The organism is Sphingosinicella sp. SM1-17 (genome assembly GCF_056821765.1).
The window spans coordinates 1,180,484-1,192,320 of record NZ_JBPDIO010000001.1 but is presented as its reverse complement, the minus strand read 5'-3'; the positions used below and the strand labels follow the sequence as shown (position 1 = coordinate 1,192,320).

Below are 11,837 nucleotides of genomic sequence, written 5' to 3'. Positions count from 1 at the left end.
TTGCGGCTCGAACGTCGCCGCGGCGACCAAAGAAGTCACCGCCCCGTTACGGAAGCCGGCTAGCCGTCCGGCCTGCGCGTTGAGCGCTTCGATAGGTGGGTCGCGGGCAGCTTCGCTATGCGATTCCGGCATGGACAGGCCGGGCGAGTGAACCGACAAACGCTTCAGCGACCCCGTCGCAGCGTCTCCGAGGGACGCTCTCCGAAGCGCAGCCTGTAGGCACCGGCAAAACGGCCAAGTTCCCAGAAACCATATTTCATCGCCACCGATGTCACCTGCGTCGCGGAAGGATCCGATGACAACAAAGTCAGCCTGACCAGGTCCAGCCGGCGGCCACGCGCATAGCCAACGGCGCTCTGGCCGAGAAATTCCTGGCAGGCGAGGCTCAAAGTCCGTTCGGCGACACCGATCGCGGCGCAGATTGCCGCCAGTGACAGCATTTCCTCTGCTCTTTCGTCCAGCAACTGCTCGAACTTCGCAACGATCTGTCGGTGCCGCTCGGGCGCTCCCCGGTCGTGCCGCAACTCGCTTCGTGCCAAACCCAGCAGCAGCGCTTCGAGGATCGTTCCCGCCAGCGCGCGCGCCGGTTCGTCGGCCTCGATGATCCAGGGCGAGTCGCGCGCGATCCGCGCCGTGTCGTTCATCAGCGCGATCAAACGCGCCATGGCTTCGCTTCGGACCTGGAACATCCGGTCGTTCTGCGATGAGTCTGTCAGATCCAGCCCGGACAGGGCCGGGGCGTGGGCGGCGAGCACCTCCTGAGGAACCAGCAGGACCGCGAATGCCCAGGCCATGCCCCTCGGCGATGTCGCGACCGTTTCACCATGAGGTCGGAAGTGGATGATATGGTTGCCGCCCAGCATCCTTCCCGAGACCCGCCGGACAAGATCTGGCTCCGTCGCAAACATGAAGGTGTGGGCGCCGCTCAGGTCGGCGCGCTGAGGCACACCCTGGGCAAAGCGCCCGACTCCCACGCTGACTTCGCCCAGCATCGCCCGGGCGAACCTTGCGTCGAAGTCGCTCGCACCACTCTTCAACACGCGATGTCGTAGACGGGGATCGAGGCCGCCAATCGCCCCCGCCATCGATTCGGGATCCGAGAAAGCACCGAAGAAGGTTCGCTGGGTCCGGACTTGCGGAGGCGGCGATGGTCGCGACGGCACGACGGTCATACCTCCGGATCACTCCCGAGCTTCGCCTTCGACTTCGAAGGATCGCAAATGGGGAGACGCCTCCCGGCAGGGCTACAGAATCGCCGCGTCCCCGGCAAGGCTCCTCCACCGGAGTGCGGAAGTTCGGCTGCCTGACGCCTCGCCAAAATGGCCCCCGCTTGGGCGCCGATGGTCGCGGCTGCAACAGCCGACGATGTCAAAGCTGGCGAAGGGCTCGGGCCGGCCGGATCGACAGGAGGGGGAGTGATCCGAGCAGGCCGATGCCAAGGGTCAGGATCGCTCCGGAGCCGAGAGTCGCGAGCACGACCACCCAGTCCGGATCCCAGCCGAACTCGAACAGGCCGACGATGACGTACCAGGCGCCTGCCAGACCCAATGAGAGGGAGACCGCTGCAAGGATGCCGGCCAGGAAAGCATATTCCAGCGCCTGGGTCCCGAGGATTTGCCAGCGCGTGGCGCCAAGCGTCTTCAGGACCACGCTGTCGTAGCTGCGTGCCTGCCGCGCAGCCGCGATGGCGCCGATCAGCACCGCGATTCCCGCCAGGATCGCCACCGAGGCGGAAAGCAGGATCGCCGTCGACATCTGCGCCAGAAGGGTTCCGACCTGCTCGATCACCTCGCTCACCGCAATGATCGACACTGAGGGGAAGGTACCGAGCACCGCCCGCGACACGGCGGATTCGCGCGCCGAATCCATCGCAATCGTCGCGGCGAGGCTGTGGGGTGCGCTCTCGAGGACCGAGGGTGGGAAGACGATCAGGTAGTTGAAGCCCATCGTGTCCCAATGGATTTCGCGAAGCGACGCGATCCGGGCCTCGATCTCGCGACCGAGAACGCTGACGGTCAAGGTGTCGCCGATGCCGACGCCCATCACATTCGCCGCTTCTCGATCGAGCGACACTAGCGGCGGTCCGGCATAATTGCGGGGCCACCATTGACCGGCGACCAGATCGCTGCCCTCGGGCAGATCGGCGCTGTAGGTCACGCCCCGCTCCCCGCGCAGGAACCAGGCGCCCTCGGGCAGTTCCACGAGGTCGGCGACCCGCTGGCCCGCAAAGGCGACGATCGTTCCCCGCAAGGTGGGCACGACATTTACCTCGGCGCCCGGTGCCGCCTGCTTCACCAGCGACTCGAAGCGCGATCGCTCGGCCGCGGGAATGTCGAGGACGAACTGGTTGGGCGCGCGCTCCGGAACGCTCCGTTCGATTTCGGCGGCGAGGCTGGTCTGGATCCCCGCCAGTGCGACGAACAGGGTGAGCGCCAGTCCCAAGGCGATCACGAGGGCAACCGTCTGGGCGCCGGGGCGGTGCAGTCCGGCGATCGCCAGCCGAAGCAGCGGTCGGCGGGATTGCGGCAGCCGCCGGGTCATCCAGCGTACCCCGAGGCCGATGCCGTAGAGGATCAGGAACACCGCGGCGACGGCGGCGAGCACCGACGCGGCGAACAGCGGATCCTGCGCCGTTCCGACGGCAAGGGCGACGACGGCGAGGCCGGCCAGGCCGGCGAGGAGAAGACTGCGCCGGTCCATCCGAGCGCCTTCGTCCAGTCCGGCGCGGAACAGGGTAGCGACCGGAAACATCCGAGCGCGTGCCAGTGGCGGAAGAACGAACATGTAGGCGACGAGCAGCCCGTAGGCGGCACTGGTCGCGAGCGGCAGCCAGTGGATCGCGAATCCGGGCCGCACCGGAAGCACGTCGCCGGCGAGCGCGATCAGCAGGGGCGGCAGCAGAGCGCCGACCAGCAGCCCTGCCACGATCGCCGCCGACGCCACCATGAAGATCTGGGCAAGATAGATGCGCGAAATGTCCGCCGAACTGGCGCCAAGTGCCTTCAGGGTCGCGATCCCATCGCGCTTCAAGCGCAGATAGGAAGAAACTCCGTTGCTGACTCCGATCCCGGCGATGATCAGGGCAGCCAGGCCGATCAGCCCGAGAAACTGGCCCATCCGGGTGAAGAAGCGATCAGCTCCGGGGGCCGCCCGGTCGCGCGTACGGATCTGCCAGCCTGCGGAGGGATTGTCGTCGCGGAGCCGTTCGGCGACCGACTCCGGCGAGACGTTGGCGGGAAGGCGGAGCCGATATTTGCTGACGAAGAGGCTGCCCGGCTGCACCAGCCCGGTTCGGTCAAGTCCCTCCATCGACACGATCGCAACGGGACCCAGAGTGAAGCCTTCACCGAGCCGGTCCGGCTCCTCGGTGACGAGGCCGGCGATCCGAAAGCGTGCAATGCCGTAACGCACGCCGTCGCCAGGACGGAGGTTCATCCGTTCGGCGAGAGCGGGCGATATCAGGATCTCGTCCGATGCAAGCGCCGGCGCGGGCGCCCCTGCGCCGACCCGCAACGAACCGTAAAGGGGGTAGGCGCGATCGACCGCCTTCAGTTCGGTGAGGATCGCGCCTTCCCCGTCCGGCGTTTCGACGGGCTGCGCCATCGCCCGCATCCGGATCGTCTCGCTCAGCTCGCCGGCGGCGCGGAAAGCGGCCAGCTCCTCGGCATCGGCTTCGCGCTGGCTCATCGAGATCTCGACGTCGCCGCCAAGAATGCTCTGGCCGCGCGCCGACAGTTCCGAAGTGATCGCGGAGGTCAGGCTGCCGATCGCCGCGAGCGTGGCGACTCCAAGGAACAGGCAGACGAACAGGAGCCTGAGACCCTGCAGTCCGGAATTGAGATCGCGCCGAGCCAGTCTCAGCGCCAGTCGCCAGCCGCCATTCATGCCGCGCGGTCCAGCACGACCAGCCCGTCCTGCATCTCGACGATCCGGTCGCAGCGCGCCGCAAGCTGGGGATCGTGGGTGATGATGATCATCGTTGCCCCCGCCGCGCGCTTGCGGTCGAAGAGCAGATCGATGATCGCCGACCCGGTCTTGCCATCCAGATTGCCGGTCGGCTCGTCGGCGAAGACGATGTCGGGCCCGGGCGCGAGGGCTCGGGCGATCGCGACGCGCTGCTGCTCGCCGCCCGAAAGCTGGGCGGGATAGTGGGTAAGCCGATGGCCGAGCCCCACCGCTTGCAACTCGTCGGCCGCCCGGGCGAAGGCATCGCCGATTCCCGCCAATTCCATCGGCACCGCGACATTCTCCAGCGCCGTCATGGTCGGAAGCAGGTGGAAGGACTGGAGGACGATCCCGATCCTGCCCCGCCTGGCAAGCGCGAGCGCATCCTCGCCGAGGGGGCCATAATCCACTCCGGCGACCTCGATCTCGCCGCCGCTTGCGCGCTCCAGGCCGGACAGGATCGCCATCAGCGAGGATTTGCCGGAGCCCGACGGCCCGAGGATCGCGACGCTCTGACTTCGGCCGATATCGAGGTCGATCCCCTTCAGCACTTCCGTTCTTGCTTCACGGGTGCCGAGAGTGAGAGTGACATTGCGCGCACGGATGACGATATCGGAACCGGCTTCGACGCGCATAAAGGGAATCCCTCGGATGATCGTTACGCTTCGATATGCGTTCCTGCTGCTGGCGGTTCAACTGGCGGTCGCCTGTTCGGGCGAAACGCCGTCCGGCCAGGCGCCAAACAATCGGCCGGTCGCGAAGGCCGAAACGTCGCAGGTCACTCAGTCCGGCAAGCTGATCCTCGCCTTCGGCGACAGCCTCTATGCCGGCTATCAGCTCGACCAGGATCAGGGCTTCGCGCCAGTGCTGGAGCGTTCGCTCGAGGCGCAGGGAATCTCCGCACGGGTCGTCAATGGCGGCGTTTCGGGCGACACGACCGCCGCCGCGCTCCAACGCCTCGCCTTCACCCTGGACGGACTGGAGCGCCGGCCCGACCTCGCGCTGGTCGGCCTGGGGGGCAATGACGCGCTGCGCGGCCTCAGCCCCGAGGAGACCCGACGCAATCTCTCGGCCATTCTGACCGAGTTGCGCCGGCGGCAGATCCCCGTTCTCCTCACAGGGATGATGGCACCGCGCAACATGGGGTCGGACTATGCCGAGCGCTTCGATTCGATCTATCCGGAACTGGCCAGGGAGTTCGGGGCCGAGCTCTACCCCTTTTTCCTGGAAGGAGTGATCACCCGGCCGGATTTGCTGCTGGCCGACGGCATTCATCCCAACGGCGAGGGGGTCGAGGCGATCGTGAACAGGGTCGCCCCGCAAGTCGCCCGTCAACTGGAGCCTTGAAGGGTCTGCAAACCAATCCCACGGACCACGCTTCCGCTGTAGGTCAATACTGGCTCGGGGGCACTCCGAAGGTTCGAGTAAACGCCCGGGTGAAGGCGCTGGGACATGAATAGCCAAGCTCGTAAGCGAGCTGGGTCGGCGAGCTTTCGCCTCGCCGAAGCTTGCTCGCGGCCAGTTCCAGCCGGATCGAGCGATGATAGGCCAGTGGCGGAACGCCATAGGCTTCCGTGAAGTTGCGGGCGAGGTGGAAGCGCGAGAATGCCGCCTCGTGGGCGATTTCCTCGAGAGTGATCGAGCGATCCGGATTGTCGTGGATGAAGGCCCGCGCCTTCTCGAGCCGCCGCATCGTCTCTGCCCGGGTTGCCGCCTTGACCGAGCCCAATCGGCTGCTGCGTCCGGCCAATCGGCCGAAATAGCCCTCGACCCCGTTGGCGACGTCGCCAACGATCCGGCTCGACAAGGCCTGTCCAAGTTCCGGCTTGCCGGCAAGGCCCTCCGCGATAGGCTTCAGCTGGGAGGACAGAGGATCGAGGCGGTTGCCGGTGAGCGGTGGAAGGCCTGGACCGAAAAGCTCCTCGCCAGCCGCTTCCAGCGCGGGAAGATAGACGCACAAGCCGACAGTCTCGCTTTCCGATGGAGTCCGGACCACGACGTCGGACCCACCGTCCAGAAGCATGAACTCGCCAGCGCCGACACGGCGGCTGCGGCCGTTCACCCAATAGACTTCCTCGCCCTTGAGGACGAACTTGACTGAGGGTGCCAGCGCGGTGAGTTCGCTCGTCCCGCCCGCAAGCCGGGAAAGCACGACAAGCCCTTCCCTCGAACATTCCCTTCGCCCGCTGCCGTGCGAGGCCATGAGCAGGAATCGTTCAGTCACCATCACCAGCCCGTTCGAACGCGTCCGCCTCGACGGGAGTCGGATCCGCTCGGGCAGGAGATGACAGCCCGCGTCGGGAAACGTCAAGGCGTCGCGTCGGGCGATTGCGTAGTGGCTCCAGTGGGTTGACCGAAGGCGAGCCTTGCCGGCGGACGAGCCATGCTGTCCCGGATCCACTCGGCCAGGATCCGGCTGATCTCCTGATTATAGGGCCCTTCCGGCGGCGAGCCCCGTTCGCGGGTGAGGCGCCGAAGCTCGTGGCGATCGCCGACGAGGCGCATGCCGTGATCCGTTCGTGGAAGTTCGACATAGCGGCCTGTCCCGGGGCGGTAATGATTGGCGATGTCGGCGATCAGATGGTGATCGACGTCGAACAGGGCGACGACGTCCGCTTCGCCGTAGAGCGACAGGACATGGCTGCGCGTGTCGCGCCAGGCGGCGTAGAGCGGCAGGTGCGCCAGGTCCTGGAGGAAACTGTAATGCCGTCCGCCGATAATGGCTTCTTCACCGTCCCAGCCCAGCAGGTCGCGCATCACCGGCCCCAGTTCCGGGCTGGCCGCGGCGATCTGCGCGGGCGATTGTCGCTCGAGATAGAAACGCCGGATCACCGCCCGGCTGGCCTCTCCGCCAGCGGCCGATTCCACCGGATCCGAGCCGGCGAGCAGGAAGGATTGAAACGTGCTCACATTGTGGTGGTAGTCGGCCCAGTTGCGAACGACCGTTCCGAAGACCGCCACCCCCCGCGGCGCCCGCTCCGCCGCCAGCAGCGGTGCCTGAAGTCCGCCGAGCGAGTGGCCGAGGAGGAAGATCCGGTCGGGGTCGATTCCGCGGGTTTCGACGAGGTGCCGATAGGCGGTCCGAAAGGCTTCGAGCTCGACATCGAAATCGATCTCCAGGCAGTTGGGTCCGCCGACGCTGTCGCCGACCTGCGGCTTTTCCACCCGATAATAGCCGATCCCTTGCCGGACCATGGTCGCCGCAAGCTGGCGATAAGTGTCGTCCGGATTGACCGGCTCGATGCTCGCGCAGGTGAAACCGGGCAGAAGGAAGAGGACGGGTGCGTCGGGCGTGGAGGCGGGCATCACGAGGATGTCGCGCAAGCGGCCATCGCGGAAGGGCACCGATCCGTAGCTCACCCTGCCCCCCTCATAGCTTTCGAGGGGTCGTGCGGCAGCGCGCCCTTGAAGCCTCAGGCTCGCCGATCCGCGAGCAACGGTCAGTGCCACGGGTTCGCCCGAGCGCAGAGCGGAAGCATAGCGGACGAGGTCCGAAGGGCCGGCCACTGGGGAATCGCCCGCCGCGGTGACGAGATCGCCGGAGCGAATGCCGATCGCCTCGCCGGTCAGTCCGGGGATGACATTCTGGACGAGCGCTCCGGTCCTTCCCTCGGGCGGTGGAGCAAGCGTCAGTCCAAGCGCGGCCCGACGGGGAAGGTCGTCTGCCGAAGCTGGTGCGGACAGGATCAGAAGGGCGAAAGCCCAGAGCGGGCGCAGCGTGCGGGTGATGAGCTTCATGGTCATGCGGCGGAGGCTAGCAGGCGCCGAGTTGCCGCGCCTTATCCGTTCTTGCTTCTTTGGCCTGGGTCAGGCTTGGTCGAGAAGGATCCAGGTGGGCGCGTGATCGCTCGCATGGTGGCGGCCTCGGACCTCGCGGTCGACACCCGCGTCGGCGATCCGGGCGGCCGCCTTCGGGTTGAGTAGTAGATGATCGATCCGGATGCCGGCATTGCGGGCCCAGGCGTTCCGCCAGTAATCCCAGAAAGTATAGATCGTCTCGTCGGGATACAGCCGGCGGATCGCATCGGCCCAGCCTTGGCCCAGCAGCCGGTCGAATCGCACCCGCGCTTCAGGCTGAAACAGAGCATCGTCGAGCCAGCGTTCGGGCTTGTAGACGTCGGCCTCGCTGGGAATGACGTTATAGTCGCCCGCGAGCACGACCGGGCAGTCGAGCGGAACCAGTTCGGCCGCGTGGGCGATCAGGCGTTCCAGCCAGGAAAGCTTGTAGTCGAATTTCGGCCCCGGCACGGGATTGCCGTTGGGGGCGTACAGGCAGCCGATCAGGACTCCCCGAATGGCGGCCTCGATATAGCGACTTTGGCTGTCGCCGGGATCGCCCGGCAGGCCGCGGCGGGTCTCCACGGGTTCGCAGCCGCGGGCGAGGATCGCGACTCCGTTCCAGCGCGGCTGGCCATGCCAGACGGCTCCATAGCCGGCCTTCTCGATCGCTTCGGCCGGGAATTTCTCATCCGGCGACTTCAGTTCCTGGAGGCAGGCGACGTCCGGTTGAAACGCCTCCAGCCACTCAAGCAGAACCTCCAGACGGCCATTGATGCCGTTGACGTTGAATGTCGCAATCCTCACCCGCTCGCCAACGCCCATCCCCGGAGCAGGTGCCAAGGGACTCGCGGTCGGCGGAATGGGTTTCGGCGAGTTGCGCCGCAAGGCGTGACGATTGGGCCCGGCCGGGCGGGAGCCGCCGGGGACCTAGTCCGAGTCTTCCGGCGCCGCCTCGTCGCGCCACCAGGTTTCCACCGGCCCGCTCAGCTTGACCGTGACCGGCATTCCGCGCCGGTCCACCGCCTTGCCGGCCTGAACCCTGATCCAGCCTTCGCTGACGCAATATTCCTCGACATCGCTGCGCTCGCGACCCTTGAAGCGTACCCCGACACCGCGCTGGAGCGCTTCCATGTCGAAATGATCGCTCGAAGGGTCGTTCGAAAGGCGATCGGGGGGAGAATTTTCGGCCATCAGCCGTTCCTCTTCTCAGCAATATAGTTGTCGACCAGGGATTCGAGCACGTCGAGCGGGACGGCACCGTTTTCGAGCACGACGGCATGGAAGTCGCGAATGTCGAACCTGTCTCCAAGCGCCTCGCGGGCGCGGTCGCGCAGCTCGAGGATCTTCAGCTGGCCGATCATGTAGCTCGTCGCCTGGCCGGGATTGTTGAAGTAGCGCTCCACCTCCTTGGTCGCGTCGCGGAGCGAAAGAAGGCCGTTCTCCATGAAATACTGGATGGCCTGCTCGCGCGTCCAGCGATGATGGTGAATGCCGGTGTCGAGCACGAGCCGGATCGCTCGCCATAGCGCCGTCGAATACATGCCGAATTCGGAGATCGGATCCTGGTAGAATCCCATCTCCTTGCCCAGTCCCTCGGCATAGAGGCCCCAGCCTTCGGAATAGACTCCATAGCCTCCGAAGCGTCGGAACTTCGGCACGTCCGGCAGTTCCTGAGCGAGCGCGATCTGGAAATGGTGTCCGGGAGCGCCCTCATGATAGGAAATGGCTTCCGTCTGCGGCTTCAGCACCTGGTTCATGTCGGCCAGATTGACATAGTAGATGCCGGGGCGGGAACCGTCCGCCGAAGGCCGGTTGTAGAAGGCGACGGCGGCCGTCTGCTGGCGCCATTCTTCCACGGCGCGAACTTCCAGCGGCGCCCGCGGCAGCCGGCGGAACCAGCGCGGGGCCACCTGCATCACCTGGTCGATATAGCGGCGGGCATCGGCGAGATATTGCTCTCGCCCCTCGGCCGTATTCGGATATTTGTACTGCTGCCCCTCGTTGATGTGGCGGAAAAAGGCCTGGAGGGTGCCTTCGAACCCGACCTGGCGCTTGATCCGCTCCATCTCGGAATGAATCCGCTGAACCTGGGTCAGACCGATCTGGTGGATCTGCTCGGCAGTGAGATCGGTCGTCGTCGACTGCCGAAGGCGCTGCGCATAGAAGGCCTGCCCGTCCGGCAGGCTCCAGGCGCCGTTGTTGCCCGTGGCGCGCGGCTCGATTGCGTCGAGCGTGGCAAGCATGGTTTCATAGCCGCGGCGGAACGGCCCGGTCAGCGCCTCGCGAGCGGCGGTGATCAGCCGGTCCTTCTCCGCCTGGGGGATCTCCAACCGGTTCACCTTGGCCTTGAAGTCGGCGAAGATCGGCGTGTCGGCGCCGGTCGCGAAGGGTGCGCCGGCCAGAATCCGGCGGCCGTCCTCGCGCACCGGCTGGAAGTTGAAGCGGGGCGGTACGATCCCGAGTTCGGCCTGGCGACGCAGATTCGCGCTGATTTCGTTCATCACCCGCTCGACTTCGCGCAGCCGGGACACATAGGCTTCCGCGTCCTGAACATTGTCCACCCGGTGATTGTTGATCAGGAAGACGGGGATCGAGCCCATCGGGCTGCCGTTGGTCGAGGCGGGGAAGCTGTGCCAGCGCCAGCGGAAGGCCTCCCGCTCGCGCTCCACCTCACCTTCGAACAGGCGGTAGGAGAGGCGCCCGGCAAGGCTTAGCCGCTCCGGATCGAAACGGGTGCGCAGCTCCTGGAGCTGGCGCTCCGCCAAAGCGAGCTGCCGCTGGCGATAGGCGTCGGTATAATCGTTGAGGCGGTCGTAAAGCTGCTTCGAGCCGAGGCTGGTCAGGAATTGCGGATTGCTCGCAAGCTGCTCGTCGAAGGCGGCGTCGAGGAACGCGTTGAGGCGTGCATCCTCAGAAGCCGGATCCGCCGACTGGGCCGGGGCGCCACCGGCCGGACTTGGGGTCGACGGGGGCTCGATCGCGGAAGTCGCGCAAGCGGCGAGGGAGGCGGTGGCGAGGAGCAGGGCAAGGGTCTTGTTGGTTTTCACGGCAGGTCCTTGAGTTCGATCGCCCGCTTTCTTAGCGGCTCACGTCGATGCGTCCAGCTTCCGCGGAAGCCATCGCGCCCCAGCAGGGATCCCAGTCCGGCTCTGGTCCGAACCGCTCGACGAGGAAGTCGACGAGCGCGCGAACCCGAGCCGTCGTTGCCCGTCCAGGCGGCATGACCGCGTGCAGCGCGCCTTCTGCAAGCGGGTAATCCGCAAGGATGACTTCGAGCTCTCCCGAGGCGATGCCCGGGGAGGCGATGAAGGTCGGGAGGATGCAGATCCCGAGGCCCTTTGCCGCGGCCGTGCGCAGCATTTCGCCATTATTCGCTCGCATCCGAGCTTCTCCGCGGACCGTTTCCCACCGATCGCCGACCCGGAACCGCCACTGCTCCTGGGCATAATAGAGGATGTCGTGAGCGCTCAGTTCAGCCGGCCGCCCGGGGCGGCCGCGGCGCTGCAGATAATCCGGACTGGCGACGACGCACTTGCGGACCGGAGCGATCCGCCGGGCGACCAAGGACGAATCGGGCAATGTGCCGATCCGGACCGCCAGATCATAGCCGCCGCCGGCAAGATCCACGTTCCGATCCTCGAACTCGATGTCGAGCTCGACCTTGGGATGGAGTCCGGCAAATTCGGCGAGGACCGGGGCCAGGTGGGTGATCCCGAACGACAGGGGCGCCGACAGCCGGATCGGGCCGGCCACCTGGGTCACGGCTTCGGCGACGACTTCCTGGGCTGCCTCCAGTTCGGAGAGAATGTTCGACGCCCGGGCGTAATAGGACTGGCCGATATCCGTCGGCTGGGCGCCCCGTGCCGTGCGAGTCAGCAGCCTCGCGCCGAGCTGGTCCTCAAGCCGGGCGACCCGGCGCGACAGCACCGGCTTCGACAGGCCCATCCGCTCCGCCGCTCGAGCGAAGGAGCCGGTTTCGACCACTCGGACAAACGAAAGGACGTCCACGATGTCGGTCGAAGAGCGTTCCATCTTCTGCAACTCCGAAATGCCTGATGCTGTTCTTCTGACAACACCGTTAGCGGCCTACATCCCCGTCTGCAAACGCATTC

General features: G+C 66.2%; 10 protein-coding genes. 1 reads left to right on the top strand and 9 read right to left on the bottom strand.

Annotated elements, in window-relative coordinates:
* Nucleotides 1-164: 164 nt before the first annotated feature.
* The 3 genes from ACRYLT_RS06055 to ACRYLT_RS06045 all read right to left on the bottom strand — a co-directional run bounded on the left by ACRYLT_RS06055 (nucleotide 165) and on the right by ACRYLT_RS06045 (nucleotide 4,580).
* Nucleotides 165-1,040, bottom strand: a complete 876-nt coding sequence (locus ACRYLT_RS06055; RefSeq protein WP_482663205.1) for an AraC family transcriptional regulator — start codon at nucleotides 1,038-1,040, stop codon at nucleotides 165-167.
* Between the two features lie 328 nt (nucleotides 1,041-1,368).
* Nucleotides 1,369-3,885, bottom strand: a complete 2,517-nt coding sequence (locus ACRYLT_RS06050; protein ID WP_482663204.1) for an ABC transporter permease — start codon at nucleotides 3,883-3,885, stop codon at nucleotides 1,369-1,371.
* On the bottom strand, nucleotides 3,882-4,580 hold the full coding sequence (locus tag ACRYLT_RS06045) for an ABC transporter ATP-binding protein (RefSeq protein ID WP_482663203.1): 699 nt from the start codon (nucleotides 4,578-4,580) through the stop codon (nucleotides 3,882-3,884). Before ACRYLT_RS06045 ends, ACRYLT_RS06050 begins: the two co-directional genes overlap by 4 nt.
* Before the next feature lie 16 nt (nucleotides 4,581-4,596).
* Here ACRYLT_RS06045 and ACRYLT_RS06040 point away from each other — a divergent pair, with 16 nt between their 5' ends.
* Nucleotides 4,597-5,292, top strand: a complete 696-nt coding sequence (locus ACRYLT_RS06040; RefSeq protein ID WP_482663202.1) for an arylesterase — start codon at nucleotides 4,597-4,599, stop codon at nucleotides 5,290-5,292.
* A gap of 43 nt (nucleotides 5,293-5,335) precedes the next feature.
* Here ACRYLT_RS06040 and ACRYLT_RS06035 read toward each other — a convergent pair whose 3' ends face one another.
* From ACRYLT_RS06035 to ACRYLT_RS06010, 6 genes are all read right to left on the bottom strand, one after another.
* Entirely contained in the window at nucleotides 5,336-6,172 is an 837-nt protein-coding gene (locus ACRYLT_RS06035) for an AraC family transcriptional regulator (RefSeq protein WP_482663201.1), read from the bottom strand.
* 80 nt (nucleotides 6,173-6,252) lie between these two features.
* Nucleotides 6,253-7,689, bottom strand: a complete 1,437-nt coding sequence (locus ACRYLT_RS06030) for an alpha/beta hydrolase family protein (RefSeq protein ID WP_482663200.1) — start codon at nucleotides 7,687-7,689, stop codon at nucleotides 6,253-6,255.
* 63 nt (nucleotides 7,690-7,752) lie between these two features.
* Complete coding sequence (xth, locus tag ACRYLT_RS06025) at nucleotides 7,753-8,529, bottom strand: exodeoxyribonuclease III (protein WP_482663199.1); 777 nt, start codon at nucleotides 8,527-8,529, stop codon at nucleotides 7,753-7,755.
* Nucleotides 8,530-8,652: 123 nt separating this feature from the next.
* Nucleotides 8,653-8,916, bottom strand: a complete 264-nt coding sequence (locus ACRYLT_RS06020) for a DUF3297 family protein (protein ID WP_482663198.1) — start codon at nucleotides 8,914-8,916, stop codon at nucleotides 8,653-8,655.
* Entirely contained in the window at nucleotides 8,916-10,772 is a 1,857-nt protein-coding gene (locus ACRYLT_RS06015; RefSeq protein WP_482663197.1) for a DUF885 domain-containing protein, read from the bottom strand. The genes ACRYLT_RS06020 and ACRYLT_RS06015 overlap by 1 nt, the downstream gene beginning before the upstream one ends.
* A 31-nt stretch (nucleotides 10,773-10,803) precedes the next feature.
* Nucleotides 10,804-11,757 (bottom strand): LysR family transcriptional regulator, encoded by a 954-nt coding sequence (locus tag ACRYLT_RS06010; protein ID WP_482663196.1) that lies wholly within the window; start codon nucleotides 11,755-11,757, stop codon nucleotides 10,804-10,806.
* Between the last annotated feature and the right edge of the window lie 80 nt (nucleotides 11,758-11,837).

Coding starts and splice junctions, on each gene's coding strand:
- ACRYLT_RS06035 (WP_482663201.1), bottom strand. CDS start 6,172: ATGGTGACTGAACGATTCCTGCTCATGGCCTCGCACGGCAGCGGGCGA.
- ACRYLT_RS06010 (WP_482663196.1), bottom strand. CDS start 11,757: ATGGAACGCTCTTCGACCGACATCGTGGACGTCCTTTCGTTTGTCCGA.
- ACRYLT_RS06045 (WP_482663203.1), bottom strand. CDS start 4,580: ATGCGCGTCGAAGCCGGTTCCGATATCGTCATCCGTGCGCGCAATGTC.
- ACRYLT_RS06030 (WP_482663200.1), bottom strand. CDS start 7,689: ATGACCATGAAGCTCATCACCCGCACGCTGCGCCCGCTCTGGGCTTTC.
- ACRYLT_RS06020 (WP_482663198.1), bottom strand. CDS start 8,916: ATGGCCGAAAATTCTCCCCCCGATCGCCTTTCGAACGACCCTTCGAGC.
- ACRYLT_RS06040 (WP_482663202.1), top strand. CDS start 4,597: ATGATCGTTACGCTTCGATATGCGTTCCTGCTGCTGGCGGTTCAACTG.
- ACRYLT_RS06050 (WP_482663204.1), bottom strand. CDS start 3,885: ATGAATGGCGGCTGGCGACTGGCGCTGAGACTGGCTCGGCGCGATCTC.